We start from the raw sequence: 17,424 nt of genomic DNA, 5'->3' as shown, positions 1-17,424 counted from the left end.
GATGCTTGTGTTTGCCAACCTGCTGATCATCCTGGCCTCATCCCTGGTGGTGATAGCGCTGTTTCGACGGCTGCAACTGCCGCCCGTGCTGGGCTACCTGTGCGTGGGCCTGGCGGTAGGGCCGACTGCACTGGACTGGGTGAACGATAACGAGGACCTGCCGGACCTGGCCGAGATGGGCGTGGTGTTCCTGCTGTTTTCCCTGGGGCTGGAGTTTTCCCTGTCGAAAATGTTCGCCCTGCGCCGTGTGGTGTTTGGCCTGGGCAGTTTGCAGGTGCTGGGCTGCGGTGCGCTGCTGGGTGGCCTATTGATGGGCTTTGGCCTGGCGCCGGGCATCGCGCTGTTGCTCGGCGCAGGCCTGGCGTTGTCGTCCACGGCCATCGTCAGCAAGGAGTTGACCAGCCTCGGTGAGATCTTCAGCAGCCATGGCCAGAATGCGATTGGCGTGCTGCTGTTTCAGGACGTGGTGGCGGTATTGCTGCTGACGCTGGTGCCAGTGTTTGCCGGCAGCAGTGACCAAGCCTGGTACTGGGCGCTGCCGCTGACCCTGGGCAAGACTGTGGTGTTGTTCGTGGGCCTGCTGTTTGCCAGTCGCTGGTTGCTGCCGCGGTTGTTTCGTGAAGTCGCGGCGTCCCATTCGGCGGAGTTGTTTGTCTTGCTGGCGCTGGTGATTGTGTTGCTCACAGCCTGGCTCACCCATCTGCTCGGCCTGTCCCCTGCCCTTGGGGCGTTCCTGGCCGGCATGTTGCTGGGTGAAAGTCATTATCGTCACCAAATCGAAGCGGATATCCGACCGTTCCGAGACATTCTGCTGGGGCTGTTTTTTGTCAGCATCGGCATGTTGATCGACTTGCAGTTGTTCATCAGCCATAGCCTGTTGATACTCGGCCTGACCCTCACGCTGATGCTGGTCAAGGGTTGCGTGGTCGCCGTACTGGTCAAGCTGCGTGGCAGCGACACCGAAACCGCCTGGCGCAGCGGCCTGGCCCTGGCCCAGGGTGGCGAGTTCTGTTTTGCGTTGATGGCGCAGATGCAACAGAGCCGGCTGATTCCGGATCAATTCAACGGGCTGCTACTGGCCGCCACGTTCTGCTCGATGCTGATGACACCGTTGCTGCTGCGCGCCGCCCCGGCCTTTGCCCTGCGCCTGCACCGCAAGCCCAACCAGCAGGTGCAACTGGAGCAGATCACCGCGCTCAATGCGCAACTGCACGGGCATGTGGTGATTTGTGGTTATGGGCGGGTGGGCCAATCCATCGGGCGTTTTATGCGCCGGGAACACCAGGCGTTTATCGCCCTGGATGACGACCCCGCACGCGTACAGGAGGCCGCCACCGAGGACAGCAGCGTGCATTATGGCGACTGCCGCCGTGGCGCCTTGCTCAGTGCCGTCGGCCTGGAGCGGGCGCGATTGGTGGTGATCGCCGTGGACAACAGCGATGTCGCCCTGCTGGTGCTCAAGGAAGCGCGGCGAATCAACCCTGAGGTGCCGATCCTGGTGCGCACTCGCGATGCCAGCCAGTTGGCTGAGCTCAAGGCAGCCGGTGCCAGTGAGGTGGTGCCTGAGTTGCTGGAATCAAGCCTGATGCTCGCCTCCCACGCGCTGATCCTGCTGGGCCTGCCGGACCAACAGGTGCAGGCGCGGGTCGATGAAGTGCGGCACAACCACTATCGCCTGCTGCACGGATTCGATCCGCAGGCCCGCACTGACGAAGAGGCGCCGATCAATCCTGACTGACTGCGCCAATCTTGTGGATCGACAGGTCAGCACCGTAATACTCCTCTTCCTGGCTCAGGCGCAGGCCGTGCATACGCTTGATCACGCCGTACACCAGCAAACCGCCGCCGAAGGCCACCACTACGCCAAGACCGGTGCCGATCAACTGGCTGATCAAGCTCACGCCGCCCAGCCCACCCAGGGCGGTCTGCCCGAAGATGCCACAGGCGATACCGCCCCACACTCCACACAAGCCATGCAAGGGCCATACACCCAGCACGTCGTCGATCTTCCAACGGTCCTGGGCGGCGATAAAACACCACACGAACAGGCCTCCGGCAATGGCCCCCGTGACCAGCGCGCCCACCGGGTGCATCAGGTCGGAACCGGCGCAGATAGCCACCAGCCCGGCCAATGGGCCGTTGTGCAGGAAGCCCGGGTCGTTACGCCCAATCACCAGCGCGGCAACGGTGCCGCCGACCATGGCCATCAACGAATTGACCGCCACCAGGCCACTGACCCCATCCAGGGTTTGCGCACTCATCACGTTAAAACCAAACCAACCGACGATCAGGATCCACGACCCCAGCGCCAGGAAGGGGATGCTCGACGGCGCAAACGCCACCAGGCGCCCTTCGCGATAACGCCCGTTGCGCGGGCCCAGCAGCAACACGGCTGCCAGCGCGAGCCAACCGCCCATGGCGTGTACCACCACGGAACCGGCAAAGTCGTGGAAGCCGGCACCAAAGGCTACGAGCAGCCAGGCTTGCAGGCCGAAGTTGCCGTTCCACACCATGCCTTCAAAAAAGGGGTAGATAAACGCCACGATCAACGCGGTGGCGCACAGCTGCGGAGCAAACTTTGCTCGCTCGGCAATGCCGCCGGAAATGATGGCCGGGATGGCCGCAGCAAAGGTCAGCAGGAAGAAAAACTTCACCAGGCCGTAGCCATGATCGGCGCTGATCACGGCTGCTGGTTGCATGAAGTTCACGCCATAGGAGATCCAATAGCCTATAAAGAAATAGGCCAGGGTGGAGATCGCGAAGTCGCTGAGGATTTTCGACAAGGCGTTGACCTGGTTCTTCTGGCGCACCGTGCCGACCTCCAGGAAGGCAAAGCCGGCGTGCATGGCCAGGACCATGACTGCACCAATCAGAATGAACAGAGTATTGGAGCTATGGACAAGGGTATCCACCGCACTTTGCAAATTTTCCATAGGTCTTGGCAGGCCTGCATCAAGGCAAAAAGCACCAAAGCGGTTCAAGCCAGGGTTTCGCGCACTAAATTGGCACCGCCGGCCCGCCCTTCTTCAGAGGGCGTGAACCGCTTTAGCGCAGCGACCAACAACACAGGCCGTTGCCGACAGGGTTTTTCCGCGAGTTTCAGTAATTTAGGGTAAGGTTTTTCAAAGCCGCAGCGTCAACCGCCCAGATTCAGCGCAGGCCCCAGGACCTGCGCACCAAGGCAAAGCAAAAGCTGTACCAGACAATTGCACTGAACCTTCGGCGAACCCCGCGACTCGAAACCACACGTACAGATCAGCCACACACGGAGACAACCATGGCCGGTAAAACAGCAAAGACTGCTCAAGAGATACTGATGGCGGATTTTCAAACCCTGGTCAGTGATACCGAAAGGTTGCTGGACGACACCGCTGTGCTGGCCGGTGACCAGGCCGATGAGCTGCGCACCAAGATCCACGAGAGCCTGCTCAAGGCCCGCGAGACCCTGCAGTTGACCGAAGACTCGCTGCGTGAGCGCGGTCAGGCGGCGATCACTGCCACTGAAGACTACGTACAAGCCAACCCATGGCAGTCCGTCGGTATCGCTGCCGGCGTGGGCTTTTTGATCGGTCTGCTGGCTACAAGGCGCTAAATATCATGTCTATCGGCGAATCCAGCTCATCAACGAGCGCACACTCTTCAGGAACCAGTTCCACCTCCCGGCGCCTGGGCGCTGCCGTGCTGGGCTTGCTGCACAGCCATGTGGAGTTGTTCGGGATCGAATTGCAGGAGCAAAAGGCCCGCACCGTCAGCCTGTTGCTGTTCGCCGGGCTGGCGCTGGTGTTTGCCCTGCTATTGCTGGTGGGGTTGTCGACGCTGGTAATGATCCTGGTATGGGACACCGGCTACCGACTGACCGGAATAATCTGTCTGTGCGTGTTCTATAGCCTGGCTGCCGCGTTCTGCGGGGTGCGCTTGAAAGCGGCAGTGTTCGATGAGTCCACGCCCTTCCACGCCACGCTTGAAGAGCTGGCCAATGACCGGGAGCGCTTGCTGCCATGAGCATGACTGAGATCCCGCAAAACACCTCCCGCCGGGAAATGCGCAAGGCACTGATTCGCCTGCGCATGGAAATGCATCGCCAGGAAATCCGCCATGAGTCCCAGCAACTGATGGCGCCGCTGCAAAAAATGCGCAATATGCGCCACAACTGGCAGGACAGCCTGGGCATCAAGCACGCGCCACTGTGGGGCGTAGCGGCGGTGACGCTGATGGGCTTCTTTACCGGCAAGGGCGCCAAAGGCGACAGTATCAGCAGCGTGACGCGCCTGATACGGCTAGGTGCCGGTTTAATCCCACTGATCAAACTGGCCATGCAAGGCACTTCGCGCAAAAGCTGACCTGCGTGCGTCAAAGACCGTAATGACCCGATATGTCCTGGTCATTGCGGTTTTTTGCGCTGCCTGTTAATTGATATCGACACTGCCGACCGTTGGATTCGCTTGCCCCAGCGAGGCCGAACCGGGAAGCTGAACCTGTCATTCACCGTACGGAGAGTACCCGCCTTGGATTGGCCCACCCTGCTGACCCGCGAACGCCTTGGAAAACCCCTGCACAGCCCGGAAGAACTGGGTCGCAGCCCCTTTCACAAAGACCACGATCGCATCATCTTTTCCGGTGCATTCCGGCGCCTGGGGCGCAAGACACAAGTGCACCCCGTATCGAGCAACGACCATATCCACACGCGCCTGACTCACTCGCTTGAAGTCAGTTGCGTCGGGCGCTCCCTTGGCATGCGCGTGGGCGAAACCCTGCGCAGCGCCCTGCCCGACTGGTGCGACCCGAGCGACTTGGGCATGGTGGTGCAATCGGCCTGCCTGGCCCATGACATCGGCAACCCGCCGTTCGGACACTCCGGCGAAGACGCCATTCGCCACTGGTTCCAACAGGCCGCCGGGCGCGGCTGGCTGGATGACATGACCAGCGCCGAACGCAATGACTTCCTCAACTTCGAAGGCAATGCCCAGGGCTTTCGGGTGCTGACCCAGCTTGAATACCATCAGTTCGACGGCGGCACGCGGCTGACCTATGCCACCTTGGGGACTTATCTCAAATACCCCTGGACTGCCCGCCACGCCGACTCACTGGGCTACAAGAAACACAAGTTCGGCTGCTACCAGAGCGAGCTGCCGATTCTTGAGCAAATCGCCCACAAGCTCGGCCTGCCCCAACTGGAAGAGCAACGCTGGGCCCGTCACCCGCTCGTTTACCTGATGGAGGCCGCCGACGACATCTGCTACGCGCTGATCGACCTGGAAGACGGCCTGGAAATGGAGCTGCTGCAGTACGCCGAGGTCGAGTCGCTACTGCTGGACCTGGTCGGCGATGACCTGCCACAAACCTATCGGCAGTTGGGCCCGCTGGACTCCCGACGCCGCAAGCTGGCGATCCTGCGTGGCAAGGCCATCGAACACCTGACCAACGCAGCAGCAAGGGCATTTGTCGAACAGCAGGACGCCCTGCTCGCCGGCACACTGCCTGGCGACCTGGTCGAGCACATGCACGGCCCGGCAAAACGCTGCGTACTGGATGCCAAGGACATGGCGCGCAAGAAAATCTTCCAGGATAAACGCAAAACGCTGCATGAAATCGGCGCCTACACTACCCTGGAAATCCTGCTCAACGCATTCTGCGGTGCGGCCCTGGAACAACATGGCGGGCGTACCCCATCGTTCAAGAACAGGCGCATTCTCGATTTACTGGGCAATAGCGCGCCGGACCCGGCCTGGCCATTACATGCGTCGTTCCTGCGGATGATCGATTTCATCGCCGGCATGACCGACAGCTACGCCACAGAAATGGCGCGGGAAATGACCGGGCGCTCCAGCCCTCAGTAACGACTCGACCACGCATCCTGTTCCCTGAAGAGAATCGCCCTACGATGGGAACAGAGCGGCCTGATCGAATTCGTACATACACCCGAAGAATAATCACGCACGCTCTTAACAGACCAGCCGAGCAATTCCTACACCCCCCATCGACGCTTGACTCACTGTGTGTTCTCTATGCCCAGATACCCTCTTCATATTCTTTTGGTGGAGGATCACCCCTTTCAGCTCCTGGCCACCCAATGCCTGCTCAAAAGCTTCGGTTTCCACCAATTGACGCCCGTGGAAAATGCCGAGCAGGCCATACGCTTGATGAGCCAGTCCGAACACCCCTTCGATCTGATGCTATGTGACCAATGCCTGCCTGACTTGCCCGGGCTTGAACTAGTGGAAATCGCCAGCCGCCAGCGCTTTATAACCAGTGCGATCCTGTTGAGCGGGTTACCCCAGGCGGAACTGATCAATCTGAAGCGGCAAGCCCTGCAACGAAATCTCCCACTCCTTGGCTACTTATCAAAACCGTTGGACAAAAATCAACTTGAAAGTCTGATCGCCTCGTTTTTCACTTAATAAATGTAGGAAATTAAACATTTCCACTAGAGAAAACCTACGTGAAGCCAGGCGCAAATCCCAAGGCGCCATTCCATGACGCAATCATGCGCAAAATGCTTACATACACCTTCATCACACCTAGCAACTTGTAGGGTAGCGCCTTTTCTAATGTAGGAACTTTCCTGTTTTGCTTCTACTGCCCCTGGGCTTCATGCTGCAACCTCACCTTCTGAGCTAATGTGCCCGCTTTATTTGCACCTGCATGGAATGTGATTATGAACTCTGTTTTTATTATCGATGACCACCCTGTTATACGACTCGCCATTCGAATGTTGCTGGAGCACGAGGGTTACAAAGTCGTTGGCGAAACAGATAACGGATGCGATGCCATACAGATGGTGCGTGAATGTCTTCCGGATCTGGTGATTCTAGACATCAGCATTCCCAAACTGGATGGCCTTGAAGTGCTCTGCCGCTTCAACGCGATGAACACATCGATGAAGACCCTGGTGCTGACGGCCCAGTGCCCTACGCTCTTTGCGACGCGATGCATGCGTTCGGGCGCCGAGGGGTATGTGTGCAAGGAGGGGGACCTGAGCGAGTTACTCAGCGCCATTCGTGCAGTGCTGTCGGGCTATAACTACTTCCCCAGCCAGGCGCTGAATGGTCCCGGCACCGAAGGTATGGACGCCCAGGAGCTGGAACTCTTCAAGACAGTCAATGATCGCGAACTGATGGTGCTGCAGCTATTTGCACAAGGCCGTACCAACAAGGAAATAGCCAAGGGTATGTTCCTGAGCAATAAAACCGTCAGTACTTATAAAAAGAGGCTAATGCAGAAACTCAAGGCCAAATCCTTGGTAGAACTCATCGAGATGGCAAAACGAAACGCGCTAGTGTGAGAAAGCGGATGCCCAGGCGTATAAAGGACTATCTGATTATATTGAGTGCCGGTTTGTACTTCAGCACCACCGTGCTCGCGGAGCACCAAACCAGCCCGGAACGCTTCACCCTCTTGAGCCGTGCCGGAGCCGTCCAACTAGATACTCATTTTGACAAGGCTCAGCGCCAGTGGCTACAGAACAAACGCGAACTGGTGCTGGGTACCTCCGCACCTGACTACCCGCCCTTCGACCTCACGTCCAGCGGTCATGATTACGAAGGTCTCACCGCTGATTACGCTGGATTGCTGGCCAAGGCGCTCTCCTTGCCCATCAATGTCATGCGCTATCCGTCCCGCAAGGATGCCATTCGCGCCCTGGAAGCCGGGGAAATCGATTTATTGGGCTCCTCCAACGGCTTTGAGGCCGCGACCCCCAATCTCATCCTGTCTGAACCCTACGCCGTGGACCAGCCCGTACTGGTCACCCGCGAGGGAGAAACCCGTAGTCTCAATGAGGGCCTGGAAGGGCTACGACTGAGCCTTGTCTACCATTACCTGCCACTCAACGAAGTAGAGAAGCTCTACCCCAATGCGATCATCCGCGCCTATCCGTCTTATCAGAATGCCTTGAATGCAGTGGCGTTCGACCAGGCGGATGTGTTTCTCGGTGACACCATTTCCACCCATTACATGATCAACAAGGGCTATCTCAAGAACATCCGCATGGCCAACTTTGGCAAGCATGAGGCTTATGGTTTCAGCTTTGCTACGCGCCAGGACAATCGGATCCTGCTGAGCATTGTCGACTCAGTCCTGGCAGCCGTGCCGGTCAACGAACGGGATAGCATCGCCAAACGCTGGAGCGCCGGCAGCGATATCCTGCTGACCGATAAGAAACTGCAACTGACCCAGCGCGAAGAGCGCTGGCTCAAAGAGCATCCGGTGGTGAAGGTGATCGTGAACGAAACCTTCGCACCACTCACCTTCTTTGACGCAGACGGCAATTTTCGCGGGATTACCGCCGACCTCCTGGAGCTGATACGCCTGCGTACCGGCCTACGTTTTTCGATCGAGCGCGGACGTGACGTCAACGCGATGATCGAACAAGTCACCAGCCAGAAAGTCGATATGATCGGCGCTATCGTCCCGAGCAACGAAAGAGACTCGCAACTCAATTTCAGCCGCCCGTACCTGGAAAACTCCTATGTATTGCTCACACGCAAAGAGCCCGGTGCGCCCGCCAACATGGAGCAAATGGCCGGCAAGCGCCTGGCGATAACCCAAGGCAATCCATTGGCCGCGAGCTTGAGCACGGACTTCCCGCAGATTCACCTGGTGGAAACCAGCGATACGTTCAGGGCGTCAGAATTGCTCGCCCAAGGGCAAGTGGACGGCGCCGTGAACACCCTGGTCATCGCCAATTACTTCCTGTCTTCCCAGGTTTTCCAGGACCGGCTGCAAATCAGCGCCAGCATCGGCACGACCCCCGCCACGTTCACCCTGGCCACGTCGCGCCAGTCCACAGAATTGAGTTCAATCCTCGACAAGGCGCTGCTCAGCATCGCCCCGGATGAAATGGGCGTGATCAACAGCCGCTGGCGTGGCTACACCGCCGCGTCCGACAGCTACTGGCGCAATTACCACCAACTGATCGCGCGGATCGTCATAGGTACCGGGCTTTTGCTATTGATTTCCTTGACCTGGAACGCCTACATGCGCCGCCAGATCAAACACCGCAAAATGGCCGAGCGCGCCCTCAACGATCAGTTCGAATTCATGCGCGCACTGGTCAATGAGACGCCCCACCCGATCTACGTGCGCGACCGCAATGGCCTGCTGCAGACCTGCAACGACAGCTACCTGCAGGTGTTCGACGTCAAGCGCGAAGACGTGATCGGCAAAAGCGTGACCCAGATGAGCATGGCCCTGGAGTCGGAGGCGGCGCAATACCATGCCGATTATCAGCGCGTGGTGGCCGAGGGGAACCCACTGATCCTGGACCGCAGCCTGCATATCCATCAGAAGAAGCTGACCATCTACCACTGGATCCTGCCCTACCGGGACTCCACCGGCGAGGTCCAGGGCATTATCGGCGGTTGGATCGATATCAGTGATCGACGCCAGTTATTCGATGAGCTACGCGCCGCCAAGGAGCGCGCCGACGAGGCCAATCGCGCCAAAAGTACGTTCCTTGCCACCATGAGCCATGAGATTCGCACGCCGATGAATGCGGTGATCGGTATGCTCGAACTGACACTCAAGCGCGCCGACCAAGGGCACCTTGATCGCCCGGCGATTGAAGTGGCCTACAACTCGGCCAAGGACCTGCTGGAATTGATCGGCGATATCCTCGATATCGCGCGTATTGAGTCCGGTCGTCTCAGCCTGGCCCCGGAACGCGTCAACCTGCGGGAAGTGATCGAGTCGGTCGTGCGCGTTTTCGACGGCCTTGCACGTCAGAAAACCCTGAGCCTGTTGCTGGAGTTCAAGCCCGATCTCAATGACGTCGAGGTGCTGATAGACCCCCTGCGCTTCAAGCAAGTGCTCTCGAACCTCGTCAGCAACGCGATCAAATTCACCGAACACGGGCAGGTGAAAATCAAAGTGGAGATACAGCCTACCCAGGCGCCGGAGCAGATCGAGTTGAAACTCGTCGTGGAGGACACTGGCATCGGCATCACCAGGGAAGACCAGTTGCGCCTGTTCGAGCCCTTTGCCCAAGCCGACAACTCTGGGCATCTGGCCAGGAGCGGTGCGGGGTTGGGATTGGTGATCTGCCGCAGCCTGTGCGAAATGATGGGCGGTCAATTAAGCCTCAGTAGCGTGCCCCTGGTAGGCACCCAAGTGCACGTCAACCTCAGGATGCCGCGCCTGAGCCCGGTCCAGGCGTTGGGAGAGCACACGCCTGAGACGCCGGCCCGCACCCCCGTGCTGAACGTGCTGGTGGTCGACGACCATCCGGCGAACCGCCTGCTGATGTGTCAGCAACTGGGCTACCTGGGCCATCAATTCACCGCCGCCGAGCACGGCGCAGCCGGATTCCAGGCCTGGCGCCAGGAACGTTTCGACCTGGTGATCGCCGACTGCAACATGCCCATCATGAATGGCTACGAGCTGAGCCGTTCAATCCGCGAATACGAACAACGAGAACAATTACCTGCCTGCGTGGTACTGGGTTTTACTGCCAATGCCCAGCCGGAGGAAAGACTACGGTGCGTGCAGGCCGGCATGGATGACTGCCTGTTCAAACCCATCAGCCTGACCATGCTGGAACGGCAACTGGGGCAAATCACTCCTCAATCGGCAAGCGCTTGGCTGGACCTGGGGTGCCTGGAGGCCCTGACCGGCGGCGACCCGCAATTGAGTCGACGCTTGCTGGAAGAGCTGTTGAGCAGCAGCCGTCAAGACCGCCTGGCACTCATGGACCTGCTGAACCGAAAAGGCTCGCTCACGGAGGTCATTGAGCAGGCCCATAAAATCAAGGGAGCTGCTCGTATCGTTCAAGCCACTTCACTGGCCGGGCAATGCGAAGCACTGGAACAAGCCTGTTCGCGCAATGAGCACTGGGCTGTGATCGAAACCGGTATCAAGGCCCTGGAAAAACTCATGTTGGAACTGGAGAGGGTCCTGCAAATTCAACTGGATGACCTGGACAGCCTGTAAGCGCCTGCATGCTGTAGGAGCGAGCATACTCTCGCGCCTACAGCAGACAGCATCAGCCCGCTTGTCTCAGCAATCGGTCAATCGCAGGAAGATGGCCGCCAGCTGTTCAACCCCCACTTGGTCCTGAGGTGTAAAACGGCCCAGCAACGGGCTATCGAGGTCGAGGACGCCGACCAACTGACCGTCCTTGACCAACGGCACCACCAATTCGCTGTTGGAAGCGCTGTCACAGGCGATATGCCCCGGGAAAGCATGCACATCCTCCACTCGCTGGGTTTGCCGCGATGCCGCCGCTGCGCCACACACTCCGCGACCGAAGGGAATGCGCACACAGGCGATCTGCCCCTGGAATGGCCCAAGCACCAGTTCTTCATTGCGATTGAGGTAGAAGCCTGCCCAATTCAAGTCATCCAACTGATTGAACAGAAACGCGGAAAACTGCGCACTGTTGGCAATAAAATCCCGCTCATCGGCGAGCAACGACTCAAGCTGCGCGCACAGCATGGCATAGCCATCAAGGCCGGTACCGGCCTGTTGTAAATCGATCATGGTTGACGTTCCAGCAATTTAAGACCCACCCAGTAACGGGCGAATTGATAGGCACAGCGGCCATTGCGGTTGCCGCGGCCGGTAGCCCAGCGCACCGCCAGCACATCCAGTTGTTCATCGCGCTGCCACTGCAAGCCAGCCTTGCCGGCCAACTCGCCGATCCAATGTTCCACCACATCCAGGAAGTGCTCCTGGGTGAAGGGGTAGAACGATAGCCACAAGCCAAAACGGTCTGACAAGGCAATCTTGTCTTCTACCGCCTCACTCGGGTGCAACTCGCCATCCACGCGTTTCCAATTGTCGTTGTCGCTCTGGTTTTCCGGCACCAGGTGGCGACGGTTGGACGTGGCGTACAGCAGCACGTTTTCCGGCGCCTGTTCAAGGGAACCGTCGAGCACGCTCTTGAGCACACGATAGTCGCCTTCACCAGCTTCGAACGACAGGTCATCGCAAAACAAAATGAAGCGCTGTGGTAATTTGACCAGTTGCTCGACCACCCGTGGCAAGTCGGCCAGGTGGTCGCGCTCGATTTCAATCAAGCGCAAGCCCGCCTTGGCATGCTGGGCGAGCAAGGCGCGAACCATGGAGGATTTGCCAGTGCCGCGCGATCCCCAAAGCAGCGCATGATTGGCGGGCAAGCCATCGAGGAACTGCTGGGTATTGCGCGCCAGTTGTTCACGTTGTTTATCGACGCCGATCAGATCCGACAGGCGCATGTCCAGGCTCACTTGCAGCGGCAATAGAAAGCCACTGCGCCCTTCGCGCTGCCAACGGGCTGCCAGGCACTGGTCCCAGTCGATGGCCTCGCGCAGGGCGGGCAACAAGGGTTCCAGGCGTGCAAGTACCGCATCGGCGCGTTCAAGGAAGGCATTCAATCGAGAATCCATGACTATTCCTCTGGCAAGTTCTTGTAAAAGATGGCGTATTAGCAACCCTGCGGCGCACCGCATGAGGCTGCATCAAAACAACGATTCATGCCGGGCGAGCCAGAGCTTGTGGATGTTCAGCTATGCTTGCCGGGCGAAGGGAAACGTGAAGTGGTTCAACACTCGATGGATATCAAGTTCGCCCACCGCTTGTCTTATAAACAAGCCAGATTGACTGTGCTGGTCGGTTTCGTCTTGGGAACCTTGCTCAGCCTGATCCAAATCGGCATTGATTATGCCAGTGAAGACGCATCCATCAACCGTGAAATACGCTCACTGATCGAAATCAGCCATAACCCCGCCTCACGCATCGCCTACAACATCGATGCCGAACTCGCCCAGGAACTGGCCCTGGGGCTGCTGCACTCCCCTGCCATCACCCGGGCGCAGTTGATCGACAATAATGGCGTGGTCCTGGCCGACGTCGATCGCCCGCGCAAGGAAAGCAACTACCGGCCCCTCAGTGATTTTCTGTTCAGCGCCAACCGTCAATTCGAGGACCGGCTGTACCTTGGCCATATGCCGGACGAATCACTTGGCGTGCTGCGCCTTGACGTCGATACCTACACCTTCGGCAGCCGTTTCCTGCATCGTGCCGAGATTACCTTGCTTAACGGATTCGTCCGCAGCCTGCTCCTGACCGGGATTCTGCTGGGCTTGTTCTACGTGATGCTGACCCAGCCGCTGGTGCGCATTATCCGAGAGCTGAGTACACGCAAACAGGCGCGCCTGGATTGCCCACCGGGGCACGAAAATGACGAGATCGGTGTGCTGGTCAACGTCGCCAACCAGCAATTCGAAAATATGGAGACCGAAATCCAGCAACGGCGCCACGCCGAGGACCGCCTGACGGAATACCTGGGCCAGCTGGAAAATATTGTTTCTGCGCGCACCCTTGAACTCAAGGCCAGCAACCAGCGCTTGAGCCAGTCCAACGATGAACTTGAAGCGGCGAAGACCACTGCACTGGCCATGGCCCAGGCAAGGGCGGCCTTCCTGGCTAATATGAGCCATGAAATCCGCACACCGCTCAATGGATTGCTGGGGATGATTGCATTATCACTGGACAGCCCGCTGACCGCCGAACAGCGCCAGCAACTGTCCATCGCCCATGATTCAGGCAAAGTACTGGTCGAACTGCTCAACGACATCCTCGACCTGTCCAAATTCGACGCCGGCCAGCTGGAACTGGAACATATCCCGTTCGACCTGGGCTCGCTGGTGGAAGACACCGCCAACCTGCTGTCGCAAAACGCGGCGCCAAGTGTGGAACTGACCTGCCTGATCGATCCACAGTTTCCCGCCCAAGTCATCGGCGACCCGACTCGTGTGCGGCAAATCGTCAGTAACCTGCTGTCCAATGCCCTGAAGTTCACCCGCTTCGGACGCGTCGACGTACGCCTGCGTGCCGTGGAGGGCCGGGTCAACATTGAAGTGTGTGACACCGGCATCGGCATCGCCCAGGATGCCCAGGCGAAGATTTTCCAGCCGTTCACCCAGGCCGGTGCCGGCATAACCCGCCAATTTGGCGGTACAGGGTTGGGGCTGGCGCTGACCCGTAACCTGTGCGAAGCCATGCAAGGACGCTTGAGCATCAGTTCGGAGGTGGGTTTTGGCAGTCAGTTCTGCGCCGATCTGCCGCTGCCTACGCATCTACCTGCCAACCGCTACACCCCGCTCACAGGTGACGTGATTGCCATCACCCACGCCGGCGGCGGCTTGACGGAGTTGCTTACCACCCTGCTGCCTTCCTGGGGGCTGACACCACGCTGTTATTCCCAGGACGATGACTTGAGCGCACTGGCCCCCGACCTGCTGATCACCGATTGTCCGGAGTGCCTGTTCCGTTTGCGCCCTGGGATCCGCGCCCCGATCTTGCTGGTCACTGCCTACGGCAACTTCATGCCTGGCGAAGAGGTAGCTGCCCTGGCACCGCTGCAGCAACAAGCACGCCCATTGAGCCGCAACGCGCTTTACCAGATCCTGCAACGCAACCTGCGCAACGACGTTGAACTGATCCTCGACCCTGTTCAGATGGAATCCGCACCGCTTGTTCATCGGGCACGTATCCTGTTGGTGGAGGACAACCCAGTCAATCAACTGGTGGCCAAGGGTATGCTCAGCAAGTTGGGATGTGAGGTCATCGTGGCCGCTCATGGCGGCGAAGCCCTGACGATGCTTGAGGACCAGCGCTTCGACATGGTGCTGATGGACTGCAACATGCCGGTGATGGATGGCTATGAGGCCAGCCGGCAGATTCGCCGCAGTGGGCGCTGGCCAGACCTGCCCATCGTCGCCTTGACCGCCAACGCCCTGTCCGAAGAGCGAGAGCGCTGCCGGGCGGCGGGCATGAACGACTACTTGGCCAAGCCGTTTCGCCGCGAAGAACTACATGCCCTGCTGGAGCTATGGGTACCGACGATCACAAGTCTCTGATCTGCACCCGCACTGCATCTCACTTGAGCAGGGCTTCGATCGCCTGGGTCAAATCCTGGGGCTTGGTCGTCGGCGCAAAACGCTTGACCTGCTTGCCGTCACGGCCGATGAGGAACTTGGTGAAGTTCCACTTGATGTTCTTGGAACCCAGTAACCCCGGGGCCTGTTTTTTCAACTGCACGAACAGAGGGTGGGCATCGCTGCCATTGACATCGATCTTCTTGAACAGTGGAAAACTGACCCCGAAGTTCAACTCACAGAACTCGGATATCGCGTCTTCGTTGCCCGGTTCCTGCTTGCCAAACTGATTGCATGGAAAGCCGAGCACCACCAGGCCCTGATCCTTATAGTGCTGCCAAAGTTGCTCCAGGCCCTTGTACTGCGGCGTGAAGCCGCATTTGCTGGCAGTGTTGACCACCAGAATGGCCTTGCCGGCAAAATCGGCCAAGGTCTTTTGCTCGCCCTTGATGGTGGTGCAAGGGATGCTCAGCAGGGATTCGCTCATGGCAGAGCCTCAAGTCAGGGAAAGAAAGTGTAGGAGCGAGCTTGCTCGCGAAAAACTCACAGGCGCCGCGTTCATTCAGGAAGCATGCGTTATCGTTGACGTTTTTCGCGAGCAAGCTCGCTCCTACAGTGTTCCGTGTAGGCCTGTTTACAGCTTCAAGCCTGGCGCGGCACCAGGTCCAGGCACACCGAGTTGATGCAATAGCGTAGCCCGGTCGGCGGCGGGCCGTCTGGGAACACATGCCCCAGGTGTGCGTCGCACTTGGCGCAGGTGACCTCAGTACGGATCATGCCGTGACTGACGTCGCGGATCTCGATCATCGCGCTGTCGGCAATCGGCTCGTAGAAGCTGGGCCAGCCGCAGCCGGAGTCAAACTTGGCCCTGGAATCGAACAGTGGCTCGTTGCAACAGATGCAGTGGTAAACGCCATCGGTCTTGGTGGCGTTGTACTTGCCGCTGAACGGTCGCTCGGTGCCCTTGAGGCGGCACACGTTGTACTGTTCGGGATCAAGCATGGCTTTCCATTCATCAACGGTTTTCTGCAACTTTTCCATTGGTACACCTCGGCAACTGAAAAACCCTGATCTGTGTCTTTTCCATGGATCAGGCGGCACGTATGATTGCGCCACTTCAAAACGCCAGTCTGGCACCCGCGCCTCCGGCATTCAAACGTATTTATGGGTGCGAACCGCGCAGGATTCACCCCAGGGTAGTGCCTGCGCCGTCTGGATCGTTCATTTTCAGGATCACATCGCCATGCAGGTCAGCAAATCGAACAAGCTCGCCAACGTCTGCTACGACATTCGCGGCCCGGTGCTCAAGCACGCCAAGCGCCTGGAAGAGGAAGGTCATCGCATCCTCAAGCTGAACATTGGCAACCCGGCGCCGTTTGGTTTCGAAGCGCCGGACGAAATCCTCCAGGATGTGATTCGCAACCTGCCGACGGCCCAGGGCTACAGTGATTCCAAGGGCCTGTTCAGTGCGCGCAAGGCGGTGATGCAGTACTACCAGCAAAAGCAGGTTGAAGGTGTCGGTATCGAGGACATCTACCTGGGTAATGGCGTGTCCGAGCTGATCGTGATGTCGATGCAGGCGCTGCTCAACAATGGCGACGAAGTGCTGGTGCCGGCACCGGATTACCCACTGTGGACCGCTGCCGTGACCCTGGCTGGCGGCCACCCGGTGCACTACCTGTGTGATGAAGGTGCCGACTGGTTTCCGGACCTGGCCGACATCAAGTCCAAGATCACCCCGAACACCAAAGCCCTGGTGATCATCAACCCGAACAACCCCACCGGCGCGGTGTACTCCAGGGAAGTGCTGCTGGGCATGCTCGAACTCGCACGCCAGCACAACCTGGTGGTGTTCTCCGACGAGATCTACGACAAGATCCTCTACGATGACGCAGTGCACATATGCACCGCGTCCCTGGCCCCGGACCTGTTGTGCCTGACCTTCAATGGCCTGTCCAAGTCTTACCGCGTGGCGGGTTTCCGCTCCGGCTGGATTGCCATCTCCGGCCCCAAGCACAACGCTCAGAGCTATATCGAAGGCATAGACATGCTGGCCAACATGCGCCTGTGCGCCAACGTACCGAGCCAACACGCCATCCAGACCGCCCTCGGTGGCTACCAGAGCATCAACGACCTGATCCTGCCCCAGGGGCGCCTGCTGGAGCAGCGCAATCGCACCTGGGAGCTGCTCAACGCAATCCCGGGCGTCAGCTGCGTGAAGCCCATGGGGGCGTTGTATGCGTTTCCGCGGATTGATCCAAAAGTGTGCCCGATCTTCAACGACGAAAAGTTCGTGCTCGACCTGCTGCTGTCGGAAAAGCTGTTGGTGGTCCAGGGCACCGCGTTCAACTGGCCGTGGCCGGATCACTTCCGCGTGGTGACGTTGCCGCGGGTGGATGACCTGGAGATGGCGATTGGTCGCATCGGCAACTTCCTTAAGTCCTATCGCCAGTAAGGGAATTGACGCTGTGCGGCCCACTTCGGGTCGCACAGCGATTATCTGCAACACTTCTTTGTCGCTTACGTGTTGTGTTATTTCACTTGCCCCCCGTCCACGGCGTACCCCCTA

The 17,424-nt window shown here is 58.8% G+C and carries 15 protein-coding genes; 10 read left to right on the top strand and 5 right to left on the bottom strand.

Features of this window, described 5'->3' with window-relative positions; genetic code table 11:
* The first annotated feature begins 1 nt into the window (after window position 1).
* The gene (locus tag KVH01_RS24915) at window positions 2-1,738 is read left to right on the top strand and encodes a cation:proton antiporter (RefSeq protein ID WP_217883261.1); all 1,737 of its coding nucleotides are present in this window, start codon (window positions 2-4) and stop codon (window positions 1,736-1,738) included.
* Here KVH01_RS24915 and KVH01_RS24910 read toward each other — a convergent pair.
* Window positions 1,725-2,933 (bottom strand): ammonium transporter, encoded by a 1,209-nt coding sequence (locus KVH01_RS24910; RefSeq protein ID WP_217883260.1) that lies wholly within the window; start codon window positions 2,931-2,933, stop codon window positions 1,725-1,727. The two genes, KVH01_RS24915 and KVH01_RS24910, sit on opposite strands and share 14 nt — an antisense overlap.
* Window positions 2,934-3,277: 344 nt before the next feature.
* Between KVH01_RS24910 and KVH01_RS24905 the strand changes: the two genes are divergently transcribed.
* The 7 genes from KVH01_RS24905 to KVH01_RS24875 all read left to right on the top strand — a co-directional run bounded on the left by KVH01_RS24905 (window position 3,278) and on the right by KVH01_RS24875 (window position 10,926).
* Window positions 3,278-3,592, top strand: coding sequence for a DUF883 family protein (locus KVH01_RS24905; RefSeq protein WP_005786475.1), 315 nt, complete (start codon window positions 3,278-3,280; stop codon window positions 3,590-3,592).
* 5 nt (window positions 3,593-3,597) lie between these two features.
* On the top strand, window positions 3,598-4,002 hold the full coding sequence (locus KVH01_RS24900; RefSeq protein WP_043050447.1) for a phage holin family protein: 405 nt from the start codon (window positions 3,598-3,600) through the stop codon (window positions 4,000-4,002).
* Complete coding sequence (locus KVH01_RS24895; protein ID WP_217883259.1) at window positions 3,999-4,340, top strand: hypothetical protein; 342 nt, start codon at window positions 3,999-4,001, stop codon at window positions 4,338-4,340. Before KVH01_RS24900 ends, KVH01_RS24895 begins: the two co-directional genes overlap by 4 nt.
* A 165-nt stretch (window positions 4,341-4,505) precedes the next feature.
* A complete protein-coding gene (locus KVH01_RS24890) occupies window positions 4,506-5,837 on the top strand; it encodes a deoxyguanosinetriphosphate triphosphohydrolase (protein WP_046071610.1) in 1,332 nt (443 codons plus the stop codon).
* Between the two features lie 168 nt (window positions 5,838-6,005).
* A complete protein-coding gene (locus KVH01_RS24885; protein ID WP_217883258.1) occupies window positions 6,006-6,398 on the top strand; it encodes a response regulator in 393 nt (130 codons plus the stop codon).
* Window positions 6,399-6,655: 257 nt separating this feature from the next.
* Entirely contained in the window at window positions 6,656-7,282 is a 627-nt protein-coding gene (locus KVH01_RS24880; RefSeq protein WP_043050451.1) for a response regulator transcription factor, read from the top strand.
* 8 nt (window positions 7,283-7,290) lie between these two features.
* The gene (locus KVH01_RS24875; RefSeq protein ID WP_217883257.1) at window positions 7,291-10,926 is read left to right on the top strand and encodes a transporter substrate-binding domain-containing protein; all 3,636 of its coding nucleotides are present in this window, start codon (window positions 7,291-7,293) and stop codon (window positions 10,924-10,926) included.
* Window positions 10,927-10,992: 66 nt separating this feature from the next.
* Here the strand turns inward: KVH01_RS24875 and KVH01_RS24870 are convergent, their stop codons facing one another.
* On the bottom strand, window positions 10,993-11,475 hold the full coding sequence (locus KVH01_RS24870; RefSeq protein ID WP_217883256.1) for a GAF domain-containing protein: 483 nt from the start codon (window positions 11,473-11,475) through the stop codon (window positions 10,993-10,995).
* Window positions 11,472-12,362, bottom strand: coding sequence for an ATP-binding protein (locus tag KVH01_RS24865; protein ID WP_043050454.1), 891 nt, complete (start codon window positions 12,360-12,362; stop codon window positions 11,472-11,474). The genes KVH01_RS24870 and KVH01_RS24865 overlap by 4 nt, the downstream gene beginning before the upstream one ends.
* A 165-nt stretch (window positions 12,363-12,527) precedes the next feature.
* Here KVH01_RS24865 and KVH01_RS24860 point away from each other — a divergent pair, with 165 nt between their 5' ends.
* The gene (locus KVH01_RS24860; RefSeq protein WP_217883303.1) at window positions 12,528-14,837 is read left to right on the top strand and encodes a hybrid sensor histidine kinase/response regulator; all 2,310 of its coding nucleotides are present in this window, start codon (window positions 12,528-12,530) and stop codon (window positions 14,835-14,837) included.
* Window positions 14,838-14,856: 19 nt separating this feature from the next.
* Here the strand turns inward: KVH01_RS24860 and KVH01_RS24855 are convergent, their stop codons facing one another.
* Together KVH01_RS24855 and msrB are read right to left on the bottom strand one after the other, a co-directional pair.
* On the bottom strand, window positions 14,857-15,342 hold the full coding sequence (locus tag KVH01_RS24855) for a glutathione peroxidase (RefSeq protein WP_043050455.1): 486 nt from the start codon (window positions 15,340-15,342) through the stop codon (window positions 14,857-14,859).
* Between the two features lie 155 nt (window positions 15,343-15,497).
* Window positions 15,498-15,896 carry a peptide-methionine (R)-S-oxide reductase MsrB gene (msrB, locus tag KVH01_RS24850; RefSeq protein WP_043050456.1) on the bottom strand — a complete coding sequence of 133 codons (399 nt, stop codon included), beginning with the start codon at window positions 15,894-15,896 and terminating at the stop codon, window positions 15,498-15,500.
* 202 nt (window positions 15,897-16,098) lie between these two features.
* On the opposite strand from msrB, the gene KVH01_RS24845 reads away from it, so the two are divergent.
* Complete coding sequence (locus KVH01_RS24845; protein ID WP_217883255.1) at window positions 16,099-17,310, top strand: pyridoxal phosphate-dependent aminotransferase; 1,212 nt, start codon at window positions 16,099-16,101, stop codon at window positions 17,308-17,310.
* Window positions 17,311-17,424 lie beyond the last annotated feature (114 nt).

Origin of the sequence: Pseudomonas khavaziana (assembly GCF_019145205.1) — a bacterium.
Taxonomy (GTDB): domain Bacteria; phylum Pseudomonadota; class Gammaproteobacteria; order Pseudomonadales; family Pseudomonadaceae; genus Aquipseudomonas; species Aquipseudomonas khavaziana.
This window is presented reverse-complemented; position numbering and strand designations above follow the sequence as displayed.

Coding starts and splice junctions, on each gene's coding strand:
- KVH01_RS24915 (WP_217883261.1), top strand. CDS start 2: ATGCTTGTGTTTGCCAACCTGCTGATCATCCTGGCCTCATCCCTGGTG.
- KVH01_RS24910 (WP_217883260.1), bottom strand. CDS start 2,933: ATGGAAAATTTGCAAAGTGCGGTGGATACCCTTGTCCATAGCTCCAAT.
- KVH01_RS24905 (WP_005786475.1), top strand. CDS start 3,278: ATGGCCGGTAAAACAGCAAAGACTGCTCAAGAGATACTGATGGCGGAT.
- KVH01_RS24900 (WP_043050447.1), top strand. CDS start 3,598: ATGTCTATCGGCGAATCCAGCTCATCAACGAGCGCACACTCTTCAGGA.
- KVH01_RS24895 (WP_217883259.1), top strand. CDS start 3,999: ATGAGCATGACTGAGATCCCGCAAAACACCTCCCGCCGGGAAATGCGC.
- KVH01_RS24885 (WP_217883258.1), top strand. CDS start 6,006: ATGCCCAGATACCCTCTTCATATTCTTTTGGTGGAGGATCACCCCTTT.
- KVH01_RS24880 (WP_043050451.1), top strand. CDS start 6,656: ATGAACTCTGTTTTTATTATCGATGACCACCCTGTTATACGACTCGCC.
- KVH01_RS24875 (WP_217883257.1), top strand. CDS start 7,291: ATGCCCAGGCGTATAAAGGACTATCTGATTATATTGAGTGCCGGTTTG.
- KVH01_RS24870 (WP_217883256.1), bottom strand. CDS start 11,475: ATGATCGATTTACAACAGGCCGGTACCGGCCTTGATGGCTATGCCATG.
- KVH01_RS24865 (WP_043050454.1), bottom strand. CDS start 12,362: ATGGATTCTCGATTGAATGCCTTCCTTGAACGCGCCGATGCGGTACTT.
- KVH01_RS24860 (WP_217883303.1), top strand. CDS start 12,528: ATGGATATCAAGTTCGCCCACCGCTTGTCTTATAAACAAGCCAGATTG.
- KVH01_RS24855 (WP_043050455.1), bottom strand. CDS start 15,342: ATGAGCGAATCCCTGCTGAGCATCCCTTGCACCACCATCAAGGGCGAG.
- msrB (WP_043050456.1), bottom strand. CDS start 15,896: ATGGAAAAGTTGCAGAAAACCGTTGATGAATGGAAAGCCATGCTTGAT.
- KVH01_RS24845 (WP_217883255.1), top strand. CDS start 16,099: ATGCAGGTCAGCAAATCGAACAAGCTCGCCAACGTCTGCTACGACATT.